This is a genomic window from Lysinibacillus sp. FSL K6-0232, assembly GCF_038008325.1.
Taxonomy (GTDB): domain Bacteria; phylum Bacillota; class Bacilli; order Bacillales_A; family Planococcaceae; genus Lysinibacillus.
In genome coordinates this window covers 4,116,577-4,137,436 of sequence record NZ_JBBOYW010000001.1, presented here as the reverse complement: position 1 = coordinate 4,137,436, position 20,860 = coordinate 4,116,577, and the positions used below count along the sequence as shown (strand labels likewise).

The following is a 20,860-nucleotide window of genomic DNA, read 5'->3' as shown; positions in this document are numbered from 1 at the left end:
TTTTTATGTCCATTTTATTTGTTTTTCATCTAATTTTAATGTTTGAATTGTAAGATTAGGGTAACAATTAACAAATAGCAGTATATGAAAGGATGAGGCACATGAGCTATTTTCAAGATGATGATAAAAACAATGATTTATTAAAGAAAGATGAAATACCAAAAACACCTCTTCAAGAACGATTAGAGCGAGAGGAGCAGGAATTACAGGCTAAACGCCATAAAAAGAAAGGTGGCGGCAGCAAAGGAGGCTATTTCTTTAGTGGGCTAATCGGGGTTATTATCGGTGCTTTACTTGTATGGCTGCTATTACCCGGACTTGTCAATCAAATGCCTGGTACAGCATCCAGTAACTCAACAGCAAATCAGACAACCATTAATCAAGTTGCAACAGAAGTACAATCAGATGTTACAGCAGCAGTTGATAAAGCTTCAGCAGCAGTTGTTGGTATAACAAATATTCAAGAAGTAACAAGCGGAGGCTTTTGGAGTCCACCGTCGACAACAACACAAGAGGCAGGAAGCGGCTCAGGTGTTATTTATAAAGTTGAAGGAGATAAAGCCTTTATCGTCACAAATAACCATGTAATTGAAGGAGCTAAACAGTTAGAGGTGACGATGCCAGATGGCACAAAAGAAGAAGCTCAATTAGTAGGTCTTGATGTTTGGACAGACCTCGCTGTAATTTCAATTAACTCGAAGAATGTAAAAACAGTCGCAACCTTTGGTAACTCTGATGTGCTAAAGCAAGGTGAAACGGTTATTGCTATCGGAAATCCACTTGGCTTAGACTTTTATGGCTCTGTGACAACAGGTGTTGTTTCAGGTAAAGATCGTTCCGTACCTGTAGACTTAAATGGTGATGGCACAGAAGATTGGCAGCAAGAAGTTTTACAAACAGACGCAGCGATTAACCCAGGTAATAGTGGGGGAGCTCTTGTTAACTTAGCTGGAGAATTAGTAGGCATCAATTCCATGAAAATTGCTGAATCCTCTGTTGAAGGCTTAGGTTTCTCCATTCCAGTGAACTCAGCTATTCCAATTATTGAGGAACTAGAGAAAAACGGCAAAATGGAACGTCCAACAATGGGTGTATCCTTAGCAGATTTAACAGATGTTCCAGCATTCTATCAGCAACAAACATTAAAATTACCTGAAGAAGTAACAACAGGCGTTGTTGTAACAGATGTTATTAAAAACTCACCAGCATCAAAAGCAGGTGTTCAACAATATGATGTTATCGTAGAAATGGATGGGCAAAAAATTGAAACAGCTATTGATTTACGTAAGCATTTATATAATGATAAAAAAATTGGCGATAAACTTACATTAAAGGTATACCGTCAAGGCAAGCTAGAGGAATTAACATTAACTTTAACAAACGGTAACACACTATAAAGAAAAAGCGATGGGATGAACTGCCCTAGTGATTTGAGACAAACATAAAACACCTTTTTATTAAATAATGTTATTTATGCTCTAGTGGCTTGACATGGAGCCTCTGCGGGCATAATTCTTGAGCCATAGCGCCAGCTTGATAGAGCTGGCTTTGCCCAACTAGGCTATCATGCCCGCCACTCCATGTAAAGCCGTTCTTCGATGTATGTTTAAGATTCCTTTTAACCGAACATACTGTTGTTAACCGAATTATTTGTTTTAGGCTACTTGACGACTAAATTCAATAGGCGTTAAGTAGCCTAATTTTTCTTGAATTCGTTCCTCATTATAATATTTGATATATGCATCAATTCGTTCTCTTACCTCCTCGATATTTAGTGAATTAAATTTAGTATATTGGAATTCTTCTGTTTTTAAGTTTGAATGAAATGACTCAATAACCGCATTATCCCAACAGTTTCCTCGTCGAGACATACTTCCTACTAAATTTCTTTCTTTTATAAGGTTTTGATAAGCATAAGAAGTATAGACACTACCTTGATCTGAATGTACAATGACGCCTTTAGGATAATTTCGTACTTTTAAAGCCTCTTTCAACACGTCCATTACTAATGGTGTTTGTTGGTGGTCATATAACTTATAAGCTATAATTTCATTGTTATAAAGGTCTAATATAGTTGCTAAATAAAGAGTAGTACTACCATATTGAATATACGTAATATCCGTTACCCATTTCTCATTCGGACTTACTGCGATAAAATTACGAGCCAATATATTCGGTACAATTACTTCTTGTCCACTTTGCGATTTCCACCTCCGCTTGCGTTTAATACGACACTGTAGATTATGTTTTTGCATCAAGCTTTGTACCGTATTTCGATTTAATTCTATATGATATTCCTTCTTCAATAACGCCTTGATTTTCCTGTGCCCATTTCGATATTTTGTACGTCTACATAATTCTATCAGTATGATTTCAGTTTCACTTAATTTATCTTTAATTCCTTCTTTTAACCAGCGATAATACGTAGAACGTGGAATCTTTAACACTTTCAGAATCATCGTCACCGTATACTTTTCACTAAGCTTCTGTACAGTTGGCAATACTACTTTACGTTCAACTCCTTTGCGATTGCCATAAACTTTTTTAAGATTTCGTTCTCCATTTCTAAATGCATCATTTTACGGTTTATTTTATCTGTTTCCGATTGTCCTTCTGGTCCATGTCCGTAAGTATATTGTTTACCAATCGGTTGATCAAAACGATAAATCTCATTGTTCTTATACCAACGCATCCATGTCTCAACCTGTGATTTATTTTTAATATCATATTTCTCCATGATTTGTTTCGTTGTTAACTTACCACTTAATTTTTCTTTTACTACTGCCCACTTAACTTCCGATGAATATACATTTTTGCCCATGCAAAAACACCTCCGAATAATTTGTACATATTTTCCAATATGCCCCATTCGAAGGTGTTTTATGTTGTCTTATAAAATTAGGTTAGTCCAGGAATCTAAAAAATCCCCATCGCTTTTTTATCGTTATGTGGATAACTTGAAAATTGTGAATAATAACCTTACACAGAGAATCTAGAGAAAAAGGCTCTTCTTCCATACAGGCTCTTCCTTTGTTACAATGGATTGTGGATAACATAGACTATATTGTGAATAAGTTTGTGGAAATTTCGGAAAATAAGGAGATATAAAAAAATGACAAAATATAGCTGTGAAAACCATATAGATCACGCTTTAGACATGTTTGTAGCAGAGCAAAAAGCATTCCCAATTATGGATAAAATCGACGAGGATAAAAAGTTATCCACAAAATGTAGCTACTGTGAACAGCCAGCAGAATATATTGTATCAAGTAAATAACTTTACACAATATATAGGAATTGCTTGTGGATATGTTGATAACTTTTGTGGATAAAATGTTTGTAAATGAATTGTAAAGGTGGATAACGTGTGAATATATCGATTGTATCAGTCGGCAAACTAAAAGAAAAGTATTTAAAAATGGGTATTGATGAATACGTCAAACGCCTCAGCAGCTATGCAAAAATAGATATCATCGAGGTGCCAGATGAAAAAGCCCCTGAACAACTAAGCAATGCCGAAATGGATATCGTCAAGAAAAAGGAAGGCGAGCGCATACTAGCCAAAATCCAAGACGGCACCCATGTCATTGCCCTTGCATTGGACGGCAAAATGAAAACAAGCGAGGAAATGGCTGCCGATTTAGACGCCCTTATGACATACGGCAAAAGCAAAGTCGCCTTTATCATCGGCGGCTCCCTCGGCCTGCATGCAGATGTTTTAAAACGCGCAGACGAAAAGCTATGCTTTGGCAAGATGACATTACCACATCAGCTTATGAAGCTAGTCTTGATCGAGCAGATTTATCGAAGTTTTAGGATTATGAAGGGGGAACCGTATCATAAGTAAGTGCGGTTTTTTAGGAGTAACGAATATTATCGTTACTCCATTTAAATTACTGCTTGTTATTATCTTTCCAAATTTTATAAGGCTCTCTTTCCTCTAATAAAATTTCTAGCTGTTCTTTATTATGTGTAGCATCAGGATCGTCTATTAATTTTTCTAAGGAGCTAAAATAGCCATCTAAATCTAAATAATCTTTATCTTTTTGAGTATTTTTAGGGTAGTTTCTCCAATAGTGTAAATAAAGGTTTTGTGACAATGAAGAGAATGGACCTTGTAATGTTTTAAATTCTTGAACATTTGCACAAGATATAGAACCCATATTATCTGTGTTACCACTGCCTTTCTTTTGTCCTGTAATATCAACCTTTTTACGAACAAAGAAATCCACATTTTGATATGGCACTGGTAACTCATTTAAATGTTGATAATCTACGATTTGACCTTCTTCAGCAGTATGATTTCTTTCATAAATAAACCCAATAACGAAGTGTTCAGAATAGTCACTGTAAGGATATGCAATATTCTTTTTATTATCACGAATAAAAGATGTAAAAGATCCTAATGTAAAACTTAATTTCTTATTACCTTCTTTATATGTAGTTTTAATATCGATAGCAATTTTATTTGTATCACTTTCATTTTTAAAAAGTGTAAAGTCGGGATATGTATTTTGTTTATCGGGAATTTTTACTTGGTAACCATGTTCTTCTGCTATAGCTTTTATAACTGGAGCAGAAATTATTTCAAAAATTCTTCCCAATAGTTTAGAGTCATTTCCGATTGCATAAACAGTGTTTTCATTGGCAATCAGTCCTTTAACATCCCAATTGATGTTCATTTCTTGAACTTTGTTATAAAATAGATTGATAAAATCAAAATTAGATGAGTTAGTCATAGTATGTATCCTCCTTTTATATAAGGATACATTAGGAGGAATAATTAAACAATGTTACCAATTAACATAGAGCATGTTAAAGTGCCCCCTATAAAGTGTCAAGGAATAAAAACAAAGCTAATAAATTTCATTTCAACTTCTATTGAGTGGAATGGTGAGGGTAGATGGATAGAACCTTTTTTAGGCTCTGGGACAGTTGTATTTAATATACAGCCGCAGAGAGCTACTATTGCTGATAGTAATCCACACATTATAAAATTTTATCAAGACATCCAAAATAATGTCATTACACCAGAACAAGTACGGGAGTATCTTTATGAACAAGGCGAACTACTTTCACAAACTGGGGATGGAGCAGACAGCTATTTTTATGAAGTAAGAAGTAGATTTAATGAAAATCCTAATTCATTAGATTTTCTATTTTTATCTAGATCCTGCTTTAACGGGATGATGAGATTTAATAAAAAAGGTGGATTCAATGTTCCCTTTTGTAGAAAACCAGATAGATTTAGACAAGCGTATATAACTAAAATTGTTAATCAAATTTATTGGGTTAAATCAGTTATGGAAAATAAGGACTGGGTATTTATAAATCAAGATTGGAAAGAAACACTGAACAATGTTCAATCAAATGATTTTGTATATTTAGACCCTCCATATGCTGGTAAACATACTGATTATTTTAATAAATGGACTGATGAAGATTCTTCAGATTTAGCTGAAATAGCACAACAATTAGAATCAGGTTATGCATTATCAATGTGGGCTGATAATGCTTATCGAGAAAATGAGTACTTACATCAATGGAATGGAGAAGTAATCACTCAAGCTCATTTTTATCATGTAGGGGCAAATACTGAAAATAGAAATGCAGTAAATGAAGCTTTAGTTATTAAACCAGGTTTTGTATATAATGGTGAGTTATCCGACATACCATTACGTCCCCGACAAGAAAATGATATTGATGTAGAAATTGAGGAAAACACTAATACAGTACAACTGGAACTGTTGTAATGAATTGGTATAAAATGTAAAATAAATATATATTATTGTATTGATATAATAAGCCTAAGTATTGTTACTCTTGAATACTTAGGCTTATTAATTTATAGAGGAGGAAAATAAAATGCAACCAGCAAAACGAGTTAACATCGTTTCAGTAAAATTAGTAAAAGAATCTAGCATGCTCTACAAACAACGCAGAGTGCGTAGCCCACAAGACAGCTACGAGCTTTTCCGAGACTACCTTGGAGACGTCGACAGAGAGCATTTTGTCGTGATGTGCCTCGACACAAAGAACCAGCCAACTAACATTTCTACGGTCCACGTTGGCAGCCTCAATGCCAGCCTCGTTCATCCTCGTGAGGTCATGAAAACAGCAATCCTCAGCAACTCTGCCTCAATCATCTGCTGCCACCCACACCCGTCAGGCGATCCAACACCAAGTCCAGAAGACGTAGAGATTACAGAACGTTTAGCGGCGGCTTGTAAGTTACTATCCATTGAGCTTCTCGACCATATCATCATAGGCGATGACAAGTTCATTTCTTTAAAAGAGAAAGGATACTTTTAAAATGAAGATTTTTAATATTTGAGTCCTAGCATCCATTAGAGATGCTGGGGCTTTTTATTTTGGAGGAATGGGAGTGATGTAAATGAGAGCATTAATAAGACTAGCAGAAGTTTTAGAACAGAAGTTAGGGAAGGAAATCGAGCTTCAAGATATAGGTTATGAAACAGTCAGTCTAATGCATGAAGAGATAGATACGGAAATGGTTCCAATGAGTGTTATATCAAAATTAGCAGAACCAGTTATTTGTGATTGTGCAAATTATACCGATGATGAAGGTAATTATTATACGCTCATTTCCATTGAAATAGAGAATACATCACCTTATGAAGTTTGGTTAATTGATGATAAGGTGGTTCCTCAATTTACAGAAAGGAATGAAGAAACTTGAAGGTAATTAAAAGCACAATAAAAACCGAAGTCATTTATGATGATAAGTTAGCCAATAAGTATGTTGTAAAAAAAGAATGGGATAAAAATAAAAAGCCAGCTCTTATAATCATGAAAAATGCTGGTGATGCAAATGAAATCGTACAGGATCAAACTACGATGTATGTAATAAATAACTTAGCAAAATTAGATTATGGCTCAGTTAGTATAATGAATTTATTTCCTACAATTGCTGGTGCAAATACAAATGATTCTGCTATTGAAAATTTAAAGTATGTCCAAGAAGAAGTTCAGCGTGTAGAAGATGTAATTATTGCAGCAGGTACAGGTATTGAAAGCAATAAAGAAGCACTAAAACGTTTGCATATGATTATAGCAATTTTACTTGATAAGAAGGTAAATATTCTTCAAATTGAAAGTTCAAAAGGGAGAAGAGGTTTTCATCCTTTGTATCCAGCGGTAAAAAATGAATGGAAATTAGTTCCCTATGACATACCATCCGTAGAGCAAGTTGACTAAATGTTTCAACTAAAAATATGAACATATATTATTTCCTTGAATACATTTTAGGAGGAATTTATATGCAACCATCGAAACGAGTAGACATTGTATCCATCAAATTAGTGAGAGAAACTAGCATGTTGTACAAAAATCGTCGCATTCGTAGTCCACAAGATTGCTACGAGCTGTTCAAGGAATTTTTAGGTGAGGTAGACCGAGAGTATTTTGTGGTCATGTGCCTTGATGTGAAAAATCAGCCAACAAACATCACTGTTGCACACATAGGGAGTTTGAATCTCTCCATAGTTCATCCTAGAGAGGTACTGAAAACAGCCATTTTAAGCAATGCTGCTTCCATCATCTGTTGCCATCCACATCCATCAGGCGACCCAACACCAAGCCAAGAGGATATTGCCGTTACCAAACGTTTAGTAGAGGCAGGTTTAGTTGTTGGAGTTGAAATGCTTGACCATATTGTGTTAGGTGATGATAGCTATGTTTCAATGAAGGAGAGTGGTTATTTTGAAAAAGGATAAAGCTTTAAATGATAAATAGGCTCTAACATCTGAAATGGATGTTAGGGCTTTTTATGTTCATAAAAATAAGGAGGTTATTGAAAGTGGAAGCAATCCAACGATTGACAGAAGTATTGGAGAGAAAACTAGGAAAGAAAATCCCACTCCATGAAGTAGGCTATGAAACAATGAGCTTTACTCATGAGGAAATAGATGAGGAACTTGTACCACCTTATATGATTGCCTTTGTACCAGCACCAATTCTCTGTCATAGTGCCAACTATACAGATGTAGAAGGGAACTACTTTACATTAATGCTAATAGAAACAGGAAGTGAAAGTTTATATGAGGTTTGGCTAGTAAATGATAAATTAGTTCCAAATTATAACTCCTGAAAAGAGAAATAACTTTGTATTAAGAAACAAGTTTTCATCTAATTTTATGTAATTTAAAAATTTTAATATATATAAGGTGATTAACTTTTAGACTTACACTCTTTTTCTTCGTTTTCCTGTATACTATTCTTAATAGATATGAAACGGAGAAAAATGATGCGTAAAATTGTCCTAATTCCTGAAGAACAAATTCCTTGTATTTTGCAAGAGAAAAGTGCAGAGAATTGCAACGAAAAATACAGAGCATTGCCACCCAATATTTTCTCTATTTTCTCGACAACGCATTGGTTAAACGGAAGCTCTGACCCGTGTATGAAATAATATGGGCGTGGTGAATCAAACGATCCACCAGAGCTGCCGTTAAACGTGAATCCGAGAAAATGCGGTTCCACTGACTAAATTCTAAATTTGATGTGATAATCAAGCTCTTTTGTTCATAGAACTCTGAAATAATTTGAAACAGTAATTCTGCTCCTTCTTTACCAAAAGGCAAATAACCCATTTCATCTAAAATCATTAAATCAACTTTCTCTAATTTACTTCTAAATTGCTTTAATTTCCCTACAAGGAGTGCTTGCTCTAATTCTTCAACCAAATGTGAAACGCGATAAAAACGCACTTCAAATCCTTGTTCACAAGCTTTTCGTCCAAGTGCAGAAGCTAAATGAGTTTTACCTGTTCCAGGTGCTCCAACTAAAATGATATTCTCTTTTCTTCGAATGAAATCTAGTCGCTCTAATTCATCTTTTGTTAAATGGCTAGGTAAACAAATATCTTTATGCCACTGGTAACTTTCAAGCGTCTTCGTATCGATAAAACGTGCCTGCTTCAAATTACGCGCTATTTTTGCTTGTTCTCTGCCAAGCTGCTCTTTTAATAAAATTTGATAAATATATTCTTCTGGATCGGTAAAAGGTACCACTTTAATAGCTTCTGCCACATAAGCCAATCTCAATTGCTTACAGAGCGTTAAAATCGCTTCATTCATGATTCAACGCCTCCGTTCCTTTTGGCGATAAGGCATCATATTCTGTCCAATTCACACCGTAAGGGTGTTCTGTCTCTTCTACCTCACGTCCAATATAACTATAAAAGTTTTGATCAATGTCATTCATATCATGTGTGAGTAAAAGCGTCAGTAATTCATTAATCCGTTGTTTTCTTAAGGCAAGCGAAGGCACTGTTAAATACTCTTTAATACGCGCTGGTAAATAGTTTGAATAACGAGAATGCCCTACAACACGTGGTTTTTTCAACCAATCTTTTAAAATCTCCTTCCAAGGAATAAAACGGCGTTTTCTCATATAAGGACGGGCATCAGATAATAGAATTTCACCGTCATTTGTGATGACTTTATACGAATCCCAATATGTCACACAAGAAAGTTGGACGTAGTTCCTTGCTCTTGGTACATGAATCAAATGTCCATCAAGCTTGAATTCATTATACTTATTAAACTTTATCAGAAACTGCTTAAATATCGGATATGGTTCTTCAGGTAATTTGATCAATTGCTTTTGTTCAAGCTGCCATAGCTCATCAATCAGTACTTCCTTTTTATAATGAATTCGTTGACGATCATTTGCTAACTGCTGTTCTAATTGATTTCCTAAATCCTCAAGGTCTTTAATGACAGGTGGCAAGCTAAAGAAATTATAGCGTACATAGCCAACCTTTCTTTCTACATGACCTTTTTCATTTCCTTTGCGTGGGTTACACACTTGCACTTTAAAGCCGTAATATTGTTGGAAATGTCGGAAGGCTTCGGTTAATTGGGCCTCTGAATCTCCTTTTCTTACTTTTTTCACCGCAGGTGTTAGGTTATCAATTCGAATGCTCAAAGGAATACCACCAGCCTGTTTAAACAACATTTGAAGTCCACCTAAAAAACATTCTAAGTTTTCACCAGGCATCGGCACCGCAAATGCTGTATTACTTGCAGGGAATGACATGACTAATGCGTGAACATCAATAATTTCCCCATCTTGAACAGCCTCCATTACACCGAAGTCTACCTGTGCTTCTCCTCCTGGATGATTTAAACGTTCATGCCCTTTATCTGCTTCCTCTTCTTCTGTTGCTTTCCATTCTTGAATAAAATTACAAAGCGTTCTGTAAGAACCTTTGAATCCCATCTTTACTAGATCCTCAAGCATTTTCTTGTTTGTACGGCGTAATTTTTTCTTTAGTTTTAAATCCTCTTCTAACCAATCAACTACGATTTCTCCCCATTTTTCGTCGTACATCATGCCTTTTTTCAGGTGAGTTTTCTCCTGCGGCAACTGATCCCCATCACCGTATTTCTTGGCAGTACGCCAATTGACTTGCATTGTATTGGCGATTTCAGTAATCGATAATCCTTTTTCATTTCGTAATGTTTTGATACAATTAACTTCAGACATTGCTAGCATCCTTTCAAACCTCCACTGGTAAAATTCGACACTTTAACAGTAGAGTGACTTGGGGTGGCTGGCAAGTCTATTTTTTTGCACTAAAAAAGTGCTAGACTCTGTACAAATTCGCTGCACTAGTCTGCACTTTTATTATGCAATACACATTCCTGCTGCTTTAGAAGAATTAAAGCTTGTCATGAAAGAAGAAAACAATCATAAAATGTTCGTTCGCTACCAAGTGATTTATATGTTACTTTCCGGCGAATCGTATGAAAAAATTGTCGACTATACAGGTCTTTCTTTAGCGACGCTGTTCAATTATCGCAAAGCTTATTGTGAAAAAGGGATCGCTGGACTTGGACGTAAAAAACAACCTGGTCGAAAGCGTCATTTAACGGCTGAACAAGAAGCACGAGTCGTCGCGACAATTGTCAACCAAACGCCTAAAGATGCTGGTTTTCCCGTTGAAATGAACTGGACAGCGCCTCTTCTTCGCGATTGGATTGAGCGAACATTTGGTGTGTCTTTTTCTGTACGTGGGACACGTGATTTATTGTACCGTCTTGGTTTAAGTTATACGAAACCAACGTATACATTGGAAAAAGCAGACCCCCTCAAACAAGCAGTTTTCCTTGAAAAATTTGAACAGGCGAAAAAAAACTAATTCATGGTCAAATTGATCGTATTTTATTTGAAGACGAGTCAATGATCCGTGATTACCAAGCGATTTCCAACACGTGGTTTCTTAAAGGTCAACAAAAAATCATTCCAACATATGGCCGACATCAAGGGGTTAAGCTAATTGGTACATTGGATTACGAAACGGGCGATGTATTTTGCGTGCAAGAAGAACAATATACCGCTGTTGAATTCCTAAGTTTTTTAGAAAAAGTCATCGCTCGTTATCCGAATGAACGCATCGTGATGGTATTAGACAATGCGCGCATACACCATGCGAAATTGATTCAACCATTTTTAGAAAAGTATCAAGATTTCTTTGAATTTCTGTTCCTTCCGCCGTACAGTCCCAATTTAAATTTAATCGAAGGACTGTGGAAATGGATGAAGACAACGGTGATCCACAATGTCTTTTACTCAAATGTCGGAAAGATTCAACGTGCTGTCCAAGGCTTTATCCAAATGATTAATCAAACACCTGAAAATACGGTGAATAGGCTGTGCTTGAAACTCTAATTTTCTTTCACCGTATATATAGAAACAGGTGGTGAAAATTTTCATGAAGTTTGGCTAGTAAATGATATATTGGTTCAAAATTTTAACTCCTGAAAAGAGAGGTAACTTTGTGTTAATAAGCAAGTTTTCATCTAATTTTATGTAAATTAAAAATTCTAATAGAGATTCAGCGCAGAGCCTATGTTTGTTTTACGTTATCCTCATTTTTCTGAGTTAAATTTTGATTGAAAGGGGGGAGAGGATGGCTGATTGTAAAAATAAAAATCTAAATCAAATTGAATTATTCAAGCAAGGCGTATTTTTTGGAATTTCCATATTAGTGATGCTTTGTAGCAAACAAAGAGAGGAGAAATGATTTGAATTATTTTGTGGTTGGCACATGTATAGGGATATTTTCAGTTATCATTGTAGAAATATTTAATAAAGATGGAGGAAAGATAACAGTAAATCATCTCATGTTTAAGGATCTACATTTATAATCAAGGATTTCTCGAATTTTATAAAGGCTTTTTCAATCCCCTCAATACGTCTGAAATTAATATTTTACCTTTTCCATTCCTGTCTATTGGCTGGATTGAAGTTCATTTCAAAAGCAATAGATAAGGAAGTTGTATTTCCTTTCAATTACTTAATATGGGAGAGTAATGTTCATGCCCACCATGAACCATTACTCTTTTTTTGTTAAGCAAAATAGGGATGAATATTATGTACACAAAATTGTCACATATATGAAATCCTATTTTCTTTTATTGAGGTCTAATAAGAGAAATGTGATAAGCCTAAGTAATACTTATACTTACAGCTCTTCGCTCGGGAAGATACGATTTTCCTTACTAAAAGTGATTTAATGGTTTATGGCTACGATATTCCTTTACAAAAGAGAAAGTGAATTTTAGAAAAGAGAAATATTTATTATTTTTAAATAATATTTTGGGATTTTTTAACTATAAAATAAGTTGCGCTTTCGTCTTAAGTCATATATATTCTGTTGCATAGGCATTGGTATTAAAGGTTTTTAGATGAATTGTCGATTAAGGATAGGTAATAAAGAACAGTTATTTTTGATTTGTATGATGATATTAAAATAACTTATTTGATGACTAATGATACCTTTAAATGCTTATAAAAAAGAACGGAATTTTCTGAAAGGTGATGTTTTGAAATGATGAATGCTGCAAAACAATATGTGTTTCCAAAAGTAATGGAAAAGAATAAGGAATACTTAAAAGTAGGTCGTGTAAAGGAAAAACAGTATGCAGATTTATTACTAGATGAATTAACTCATGTAAATTGGTCGTCTGCAAAGGTATTTAGGGAAGGGAATGACTTGGATATAGAGGTTATTCCGCTACTTAAAAAACAGCAACCTTATATGAGATTTGTAAAAAAATATAGTGAGGATAAAAGTATCTATGTATTACAAGGTGATTATACAAGTGAATTTTGTAAGAATCCTATTAAAAATATGGAGTATTGGTGTACCCAAGGCGAATTAATATTTGTATTCTCTAAGAATGTTATTATGACTGATATACCTAAGGTGAAAAAATTTCTAAATATTGCTCAAAATGTTGCAGATATTAGTTATCTAACAACTTCAAAATACTTTATAGTTCGATTGGATTTTTCTTATTATGATCATATCGAAACGGGAATCGAAGGAATTGTTACATTGAATAATTTATATTTCGAAGAAAGAGAAGAAATTTCAAAATTGGTATCAGAATTAATGAAATTAAAATTACCATTTGAGATCTATGAAACAGTCCATTACCTAACAACTGGTGAAAGTAATAATGAGGTTCTCCCTAAGAAAAAGTACATTAAACCTGCTAAGTTCAAAATTAAACAGATTTCATTACTTGTAGATGGGTTATCAGCAAATACAGTACTGACCTCAAAATTGGAGAATATCGTGATATTTAACTCGACGTTAAAATCAATCGGATTGGGCAAGTTTACAAATGATAAAATTCAAATTTGTCTAAAGTTTAAAAAGAAAATTGGGATGGTTGGTTTGCATCATCTTTCGCTAATTTTAGATAGTCTAGTTCACCAAATTAATTCCCAGATAAATATTAATGATATTCAACCCTAATTATTCACACCCAAATACAAAATCCCACAGGAAAGGCGATTTATCGCCTTTCCTGTGGGATTCTCTTTTTCACTAAAAAAATGAAAAAAGAATCCATTTCTGTTAAGGTTAAATCGACCAAGAACTAACCAAAAGAAAGGATTCTTCTCATGATTAGATTACCGCAAACAACACTTCATTTCAATCACCAACTGAAATTAACTCACGATGGAGGTGAGCTTTCTTCTGATACAGGCCAATTTATCTTCCGTGAGTTCGATGAAAAAATCGGCTTTTCCAAAACAATCGCCAAACACCTTCACTTAAAAGATGAGCGTTCTTACTGTATCCATGACAATATGGAACTTCTTCGTCAAAAAATATATCAGCTCATCGCAGGCTATCACGAGGATGACGCAGCGGATACATTAACGCACGATCCAGTTTTCACGCGTGTACTTGGAAAACCAGCACTTGCATCTCAGCCATCTTTATCTCGATTTTTCAAACGCTTTGACAAACAGGCACTCCAACAACTTCAAGCGGCGAATCAAGAACTACTGGACCGGGTGCATCAGTTACGTCAATCGACGACTCTTTTAATTGATCTGGATTCGTCTCATGCGGATACATATGGCAAGCAAGAAAATGCCTCATACAATAGCCATTACGGCACAGTCGGCTTTCATCCACTCGTTGCGTTTGACGGCTTCACCGGTGATTTTTTAAAAGCGCAGCTACGCCCAGGGAATAGGTATACATCAAACGGTGTCGTGGAATTTGTCCGCCCTTTACTGGATCATTACAACGAAAACTTTCCCGAAACGACAACACTCGTGCGTGGTGATAGCGGCTTCGCAGTACCCGACTTATACAAACTTTGCGAAGATGAATCGGTCTATTACATCATTCGTTTAAAGTCGAACGCCAGACTGAAAGCACTTGCGGAAGAACTACATCCAACATCTGAAATCCGTGATGTCACAAAAGCCGAACGTTATGTGGAGGAGTCAATCTATCAGGCTGGTTCATGGAATACGTCACGTCGCATCATTATTCAGTCTACACGCCCAGCAGGTGAACTGTTCTTCACCCATGCCTTTTTCGTCACAAATTTAAGCGAAACTGCCTTTTCACCGGAAGCCATTCTCACGTCCTATCAAAAACGTGGCGCAATGGAAAACTTCATTAAAGAGGCGAAAGATGGCTTCGGATTCGATCAAATGAAAAGCCATGATTTCCAAGTGAACGAAGCACGCATGATGATCAGTTTACTCGCCTACAATTTAACGAATTGGTTACGTACATTAACGTTTCCATCTGCGAAAAATGGGCTTCAAATCCAAACCATTCGCACACGGTTAATTAAAGTTGCCAGTAAACTTGTAAAATCTGGTCGTTACCTGCATTTCAAATTAGCGTCCAGCTTCGTCTATGCGCGCTTCTTTTCAGACATTCTGACCAGAGTGCAGCAGCTTTCCACCAACTAGATCACTTTTTTAAAAAATCGAACCCGTACCAAGGGATAAGTCTGCCTAAAAACAGGTAAATTCCCATTTTTTAAGTATCAACTGGCCTAAATCATTTATTCCTCCATTTAAATTCCAGAGAAACTTGGTCTGTGATAAGAAATATGACAAAACGAACTCAGGTCAGTTAGCTATGAATAATTCGGGTTCAAGTTGTTATTGCAGATGCATAATCAATTTTGTTTAGGGGTGGAAAAGATGAATAAATCGAGTGTATTTAATTTGACTAATTATGTAAAAGTGGATGATGTAGAAAGTTTACACACCTCCATTTCAAAATTACCCTTTTTTAATTGGGTCTTAACAAATGTAAATGGTTTATCCGATGAGTTTCTTAAATGTGTACATCTTAATCTTGTTGATTTAGGGAAAGATGCTAATTTATTTGAACAGCTTTTATTAAAAAAACTTTCTGAAGAACAACAAGTTGCATTTACAAAAATCCAAGAAGATTCTTCTGTAGCAAATACTGCTACATATCAAGTTTTGCAATTGTTTGGATATTCTCCTAATCAAGAAGAACATCTCGCTGAAACACCTGCCGAGTGCGTATTACGTCACCATTCAGACCTTCTACTAAGGAGAAGAGGAATAGAAAGAAATGACGGAAAATTCTGTTTCAATGCAAATGTATTTGCCCACTATGTTCTTTCAAGGATAGCATTTATTCAAACAAATGATGAACGTATTTACGCATATAGTAATGAGGGGAAATATGAGTTTATATCAGATAATCTCTTTAAAACTATTTGTGCGGCAATAGTAAGAGAAGTTGATGAAACTATCTGGCGGAAGTCTTGGGAAAGTGAATATATGGCGGCTTTAAAGGTATTAATTCCAATAGTATCTGAATTTGATGGTGATATAAATATTATTAACTTAAAAAATGGATATTTTAACCTTGATTCAGGAAAAATTGTACCTCATCATTCAAACTATATTTCTACAAATCAGTTACCTATTTATTATGATCCTAAAGCTAAAGCTCCTAAATTTAAAGAATTTCTTAATGATGTCTTTGAAAATGATGAAGAACGGTACCATTTGATAAAAAATATCATGGGATATATTTTGCATAAAGGTACACCTATTCACAAAGTATTTATTTTCACAGGAAGCGGTTCAAATGGTAAATCTGTATTAGCAAAAATTTTAACCAGACTTTATGGTGAATTTAATGTATCAAGTACCCCTTTAAATGAGATGGAAGGTGCTTTTGGTATTCAAGATTTAGATGGGAAGCTTGTGAATATTGCGTCAGAAAATGAATCAACTTTAAAGGTAAATACTCAGCGTCTTAAAGCGATTACTTCTGGAGATTCAATTTTAATTAACAAGAAACACCAAGCACCAAAAACAAAAGCACTATATGTGAAGTTAATTTTATTACTTAATCGTTTATTCATAACTGATGATCATTCAAATGGATTATATAGACGGTTAACCATCATCCCATTTTATCGTACCTATGTAGAATCTAGACAAGTATTACTTGAAAATCAAGCTTATATGAATCCAAATCTTGAAAAGGAATTGTTAGAGGAATTATCAGGGATTTTTAATTTTGCATATGAGGGTTATCAACAATTAAAAGAAAGTAATTGGGATTTACCTTGTTGTGCAGCAAGTGAATCAGAATTAAGAAAATTTAAAGTTATGAATGATTCAGTAGGTACCTTTGTTGATGAGTGCTTAGAATATGCAAATGGTGAAACTATCTTGCAATCAGATATATCTAAAAGATACACAGCGTGGGTAGATACAAATTCAATTACAAATTTCATACCGTTAGGGACAGCTTCAATCTTATCTAATTGTAAAGAAGCAATACAAAGGAAAAACTGGTCTGTCGGTGAGAAAAAATCAAATGGTCAGAAACTTTGGGTAAACTTACGTTTTAAAACGTAGGGTCAAAGTGACAGTGTTTTAATTAATAATTTTTTATTTTTGTATTTTTTCAGGGATAATTTATATTTTTTTAAATTTGCTACCACTTTTTCACTCTGCTAATAATTGAAAGAAAAAATCTGGATTATTCCCTGAAATATTACAGAAATCAAAAATATATTATCACTTAGACTTTTATAAGGAGAATTATAGTTGGAGAATTCGAATGAAATATTAATGATTATTGCAGAAATGTGCCAAAACTATATGACCAATCAAGGAGATGAAAAAGACGATGAGTCAACAAATGAGTCCTAAAAAAGTAGCAATATATGCTCGAGTTTCAACGACAGAGCAGGCTGAGGAAGGATATAGTATTGATGAACAAATACGTGTTCTTAAAGAATTTTGTGAGAAGGAGGGCTATGTTGTCTACGATGAATATGTAGACAGAGGAATTAGTGGGAAAAATATCGCAGGACGTCCAGCTATTAAGAGATTACTAGTTGATGCGGGACAAAAGAAATTTGATATTGTACTTGTTTGGAAGATGAACCGCCTCGCTCGTAATAGTTTAGACTTGATGAATATTGTGGAACAACTCAACAGTAAAAACATAGCTTTTCGTTCTTATACAGAGAAACATGAAACTGAAACACCTACAGGTAAACTCAATTTTCACTTGATGGCTGCTATTGCTGAGTATGAACGTAACAACATAGCGGAAAATGTCAAGATGGGTATGATTGCTCGTGCTAAGGAAGGACAATGGAATGGTGGTCAAGTACTAGGCTACGATGTGGTAGAAAAAGATGATGAGAACAAAAAGCGAAAACAGACAGGTTTACAAATTAATGATCAAGAGGCAAAGATTATACGTTTAATTTTTCAAATGTATACAACAGGTCATGGTTATAAGGCAATTGCCAATAAAATAAATCAGGACGGTTATCGAACAAAAAAGAATAAGACCTTTTCATTGAATGCGATTAAAACTATCGTAACAAATCCCATATATGCTGGCTATATTCGCTATAATGTTCGAAGAGATTGGAATGAAAAGCGTCGTAACAATATTAATCCGAATCCAATCATTGTGAAAGGTGAGCATTCATCCATTATTTCAGAGGAAACATGGAAAATAGCGCAAAAAGTTTACAAAGAGCGTTCCTGTAAACCCAATCGAATTCATGAGGGTGCGTTTCCCCTCACAGGTATTATGCGCTGTCCACAGTGTGATGCAGGAATGGTGGTAGGACGTACAACAAATCGAACAAAATCTGGTGAGAAACGTGTCCTAGAGTATTATGTTTGTGGTGCATGGAAGAATAAGGGAACAGTTGCTTGTCGGTCAAATGGGGTACGTACAGAATATGCGGATGATTATGTGCTGAATAAACTGCAAGCATTGATGAAAAGCGAGCATTTGACGAGAAAATTAGTGGATAACATTAATACAAAGCAACAATCGTTAATTGCCCCTTTACAGCGAGAATATGAGCATTATCAACAGGAGTTGGAGCGCTGTGAGAAAAAGTTAGCCAACTTGTTAGATGCCTATACAGATGAAGTGATTTCCAAAGAGGTGTTCCAACGAAAATCACGAAGTATGGAAGAAACCATGACCAATCTGAAAGTACAAATAGAGCCACTTCAAGCACAACTGCAATCGACAGTATCGAGTGAAGTCACCTATGAAAAAATCCATGCCATCATGACGAATTTCCATCAAGCCTTTACACAAGCATTGACAAGGGAACAAAGAAAAAGATTATTGCATTTATTGATTCATCAAATCACTATTGATGAAAGTCGGAAAATTGAAAGCATCCAAATCAAGCTAAATGATGCTGTATTGGAAGAGTTACAACTAGGAGTTGGAGAAATGTCTACGGACATTTCTTCCACTCCTTTTTCTGTTTTAGTGGCAATTTAAAGTGATTCATTTTAGGAAGAATAGGTAAAAACGAAGTGGATTTTCATTGCGAAAAGCCATTTGATAGTCAAAGTGCTTGTCACATTCAAAAATGCCATATTTATAACAACAAAAAGGTTCTTCACCAAAAGCCGTGGGTGACAAAATCAGTGACCTATTTCTAAACGTAAACGAAGAAATAAACGGTTTTCATTTCGATAGCCAAAACCACGTCTTTTAATAAGTTTAATTTTATTATTCGTTCCTTCCATCATGCCATTTGATAGCGGTGAAATAATGGTATCTAGCAATGCTTTTTCACGTGTACTCAATGTTTTTGCGATTTTAGAAACGGCACTACAAAGATGAAATTGATACCGTTTAAACCATTCTGTTAATCGTCGTTTTGCTTGTGTCATCGTTGTTGCTTTTAGTACATAACGCATATGATTCAATGCTTGATAAATGTATTTTGTAGGCAAATCTTCCTGATGCCACTGTGCAACAAATCCACGTTCTTCATCCGTTAATTGTTCAGGTTTTCGTGCCAAACAACGGTCAATGAATCGCGATTGATGATGCTTTTTGGCTTCTCCTAAATACCGGCGTCTTCGCTGCTGGGCATCGGTGAAAAATTGCACGAGATGAAAGCGATCCAGCACATGAATCGCAGTGGGATAAACGGCTTGTATCGCATTCGCCATCGCTGGAGCGAAATCACTGACCACCGCACGAATTGGACCTGTTACTTTTTGTAAAGCAGTGGTAATAGCGTCCTGATTTCGATGAGGAACAATTGCCAAAATACGACCTGAGTCGGCATTTAAAACACTGGTCGCATAATGATGTCCTTTGCGCAAAGCGAACTCGTCTACACAAATAGTAGTGGCGATTTCATCCGTTAATTCATTAGCTGCCAGCAAGTAATACCAACGCTCAACCGTCGTGTAGGGCAGTTCATATTCACGTGCCACATCAGCAATGGAACGCCCGTGGCAACGCCTTACAAGTTCTTTACGAAACATAGCTGAAGACGCTTGGATAATTCCTAAACCGAAGTCATAGGTAAATGTGAGGTCGCAAGCAACACAACGATGACGTGGAATCGCCATCTCAATCCAAATAAATCCGAGGTGCCAAGCATAGCCATGACGAAAACGACGTAATGTTTGCGCATGACGAATCGTTTTCCCTTGGCAAATTGGACATGGCACTGAATAAGCACCTACAGTAGCAGGAAATACATTTGGTTCTTCGTCAGATGGAAAAGAAACTTCGAAAAAAGATGGTAACGGTAATAGCATTTTGATAAACTTGGAGTACAAAGCGAAAACTCCTCTCGTGGTTTGTTTCGACAACAATTACGATACGTGAGTTTTCGCTTTTCTTCTATAGAAAATATGAAATTATTGAATTAATAGAAAGTCAACCACAAGTTATGGTGAAGAACCAACAAAAAGGAGAAAGGAGAAAACAATGGATACGAGTAGGTTAGATAGTTCATGTTTTAATGGGGCATATAAGGAATTTGTAGAATTGATTGGGTATCAAAATACCTTGTTAGTACATAGCTATTTTGCTGGTCAATATGTAACCTTTCCGAAAAGATTATTATCAGAACAATATTTGTATGAACAAATTGCAAAGGAATACGATGGAACAAACGCTAAAGAATTAGCAAGGAAATATGATTATTCCTATAGTTGGATCAGGAAAATATTAAAGAAGAAAGCCATTTGTAAATAAGGTAAATTT

At 35.3% G+C, this 20,860-nt stretch carries 20 protein-coding genes; 15 read left to right on the top strand and 5 right to left on the bottom strand.

All coding sequences use genetic code 11. From position 1 onward, the window contains the following. Positions 1-101: 101 nt before the first annotated feature. Positions 102-1,397 carry a S1C family serine protease gene (locus tag MHB42_RS20425; RefSeq protein WP_340808467.1) on the top strand — a complete coding sequence of 432 codons (1,296 nt, stop codon included), beginning with the start codon at positions 102-104 and terminating at the stop codon, positions 1,395-1,397. Between the two features lie 258 nt (positions 1,398-1,655). Here MHB42_RS20425 and MHB42_RS20420 read toward each other — a convergent pair. Continuing rightward, positions 1,656-2,821, bottom strand: a protein-coding gene (locus tag MHB42_RS20420; RefSeq protein ID WP_340804338.1) for an IS3 family transposase whose coding sequence is annotated in 2 segments (ribosomal slippage) — positions 1,656-2,545 and positions 2,545-2,821 — 1,167 coding nt in all. Because the reading frame shifts where the segments join, the coding sequence is not laid out codon by codon here. Between the two features lie 291 nt (positions 2,822-3,112). Between MHB42_RS20420 and MHB42_RS20415 the strand changes: the two genes are divergently transcribed. Both MHB42_RS20415 and rlmH read left to right on the top strand, forming a co-directional pair. After that, positions 3,113-3,277 (top strand): CxxH/CxxC protein, encoded by a 165-nt coding sequence (locus tag MHB42_RS20415; protein WP_340808466.1) that lies wholly within the window; start codon positions 3,113-3,115, stop codon positions 3,275-3,277. A gap of 90 nt (positions 3,278-3,367) precedes the next feature. Next, the gene (rlmH, locus tag MHB42_RS20410; RefSeq protein ID WP_340808465.1) at positions 3,368-3,847 is read left to right on the top strand and encodes a 23S rRNA (pseudouridine(1915)-N(3))-methyltransferase RlmH; all 480 of its coding nucleotides are present in this window, start codon (positions 3,368-3,370) and stop codon (positions 3,845-3,847) included. Between the two features lie 46 nt (positions 3,848-3,893). On the opposite strand, the gene MHB42_RS20405 is transcribed toward rlmH, so the two are convergent. Continuing rightward, positions 3,894-4,739: a type II restriction endonuclease gene (locus tag MHB42_RS20405; RefSeq protein ID WP_340808464.1), complete on the bottom strand. Its 846-nt coding sequence runs from the start codon at positions 4,737-4,739 to the stop codon at positions 3,894-3,896. A gap of 51 nt (positions 4,740-4,790) precedes the next feature. Here MHB42_RS20405 and MHB42_RS20400 point away from each other — a divergent pair, with 51 nt between their 5' ends. From MHB42_RS20400 to MHB42_RS20375, 6 genes are all read left to right on the top strand, one after another. Continuing rightward, positions 4,791-5,753 (top strand): DNA adenine methylase, encoded by a 963-nt coding sequence (locus tag MHB42_RS20400; RefSeq protein WP_340808463.1) that lies wholly within the window; start codon positions 4,791-4,793, stop codon positions 5,751-5,753. A gap of 112 nt (positions 5,754-5,865) precedes the next feature. Further along, the gene (locus MHB42_RS20395) at positions 5,866-6,312 is read left to right on the top strand and encodes a JAB domain-containing protein (RefSeq protein ID WP_340808462.1); all 447 of its coding nucleotides are present in this window, start codon (positions 5,866-5,868) and stop codon (positions 6,310-6,312) included. Positions 6,313-6,394: 82 nt separating this feature from the next. After that, positions 6,395-6,700 (top strand): hypothetical protein, encoded by a 306-nt coding sequence (locus MHB42_RS20390; RefSeq protein WP_340808461.1) that lies wholly within the window; start codon positions 6,395-6,397, stop codon positions 6,698-6,700. Next, the gene (locus tag MHB42_RS20385; protein ID WP_340808460.1) at positions 6,697-7,218 is read left to right on the top strand and encodes a DUF1643 domain-containing protein; all 522 of its coding nucleotides are present in this window, start codon (positions 6,697-6,699) and stop codon (positions 7,216-7,218) included. The genes MHB42_RS20390 and MHB42_RS20385 overlap by 4 nt, the downstream gene beginning before the upstream one ends. A 62-nt stretch (positions 7,219-7,280) precedes the next feature. Next, complete coding sequence (locus tag MHB42_RS20380) at positions 7,281-7,736, top strand: JAB domain-containing protein (RefSeq protein ID WP_340808459.1); 456 nt, start codon at positions 7,281-7,283, stop codon at positions 7,734-7,736. A gap of 83 nt (positions 7,737-7,819) precedes the next feature. Then, a complete protein-coding gene (locus MHB42_RS20375; RefSeq protein ID WP_340808458.1) occupies positions 7,820-8,110 on the top strand; it encodes a hypothetical protein in 291 nt (96 codons plus the stop codon). A gap of 265 nt (positions 8,111-8,375) precedes the next feature. On the opposite strand, the gene istB is transcribed toward MHB42_RS20375, so the two are convergent. Both istB and istA read right to left on the bottom strand, forming a co-directional pair. Beyond that, entirely contained in the window at positions 8,376-9,098 is a 723-nt protein-coding gene (gene istB, locus MHB42_RS20370; protein ID WP_258860959.1) for an IS21-like element helper ATPase IstB, read from the bottom strand. Next, complete coding sequence (gene istA, locus MHB42_RS20365) at positions 9,091-10,521, bottom strand: IS21 family transposase (protein WP_258860958.1); 1,431 nt, start codon at positions 10,519-10,521, stop codon at positions 9,091-9,093. Before istA ends, istB begins: the two co-directional genes overlap by 8 nt. A gap of 178 nt (positions 10,522-10,699) precedes the next feature. Here istA and MHB42_RS20360 point away from each other — a divergent pair. From MHB42_RS20360 to MHB42_RS20340, 5 genes are all read left to right on the top strand, one after another. Next, positions 10,700-11,697, top strand: a protein-coding gene (locus MHB42_RS20360) for an IS630 family transposase (protein WP_340808651.1) whose coding sequence is annotated in 2 segments (ribosomal slippage) — positions 10,700-11,155 and positions 11,158-11,697 — 996 coding nt in all. Because the reading frame shifts where the segments join, the coding sequence is not laid out codon by codon here. Between the two features lie 1,162 nt (positions 11,698-12,859). Next, the gene (locus MHB42_RS20355) at positions 12,860-13,795 is read left to right on the top strand and encodes a hypothetical protein (protein ID WP_340808457.1); all 936 of its coding nucleotides are present in this window, start codon (positions 12,860-12,862) and stop codon (positions 13,793-13,795) included. A 149-nt stretch (positions 13,796-13,944) separates the two neighbouring features. After that, positions 13,945-15,264: an IS1380 family transposase gene (locus MHB42_RS20350; protein WP_340804206.1), complete on the top strand. Its 1,320-nt coding sequence runs from the start codon at positions 13,945-13,947 to the stop codon at positions 15,262-15,264. Positions 15,265-15,501: 237 nt separating this feature from the next. Continuing rightward, on the top strand, positions 15,502-17,211 hold the full coding sequence (locus tag MHB42_RS20345) for a DNA primase family protein (protein WP_340808456.1): 1,710 nt from the start codon (positions 15,502-15,504) through the stop codon (positions 17,209-17,211). Positions 17,212-17,485: 274 nt separating this feature from the next. Next, positions 17,486-19,126: a recombinase family protein gene (locus MHB42_RS20340; RefSeq protein WP_340808455.1), complete on the top strand. Its 1,641-nt coding sequence runs from the start codon at positions 17,486-17,488 to the stop codon at positions 19,124-19,126. 146 nt (positions 19,127-19,272) lie between these two features. Here MHB42_RS20340 and MHB42_RS20335 read toward each other — a convergent pair whose 3' ends face one another. Next, the gene (locus tag MHB42_RS20335) at positions 19,273-20,409 is read right to left on the bottom strand and encodes an ISL3 family transposase (protein WP_340804888.1); all 1,137 of its coding nucleotides are present in this window, start codon (positions 20,407-20,409) and stop codon (positions 19,273-19,275) included. A 172-nt stretch (positions 20,410-20,581) separates the two neighbouring features. Between MHB42_RS20335 and MHB42_RS20330 the strand changes: the two genes are divergently transcribed. Next, complete coding sequence (locus tag MHB42_RS20330) at positions 20,582-20,851, top strand: Mor transcription activator family protein (RefSeq protein WP_340808454.1); 270 nt, start codon at positions 20,582-20,584, stop codon at positions 20,849-20,851. Positions 20,852-20,860: the final 9 nt, after the last annotated feature.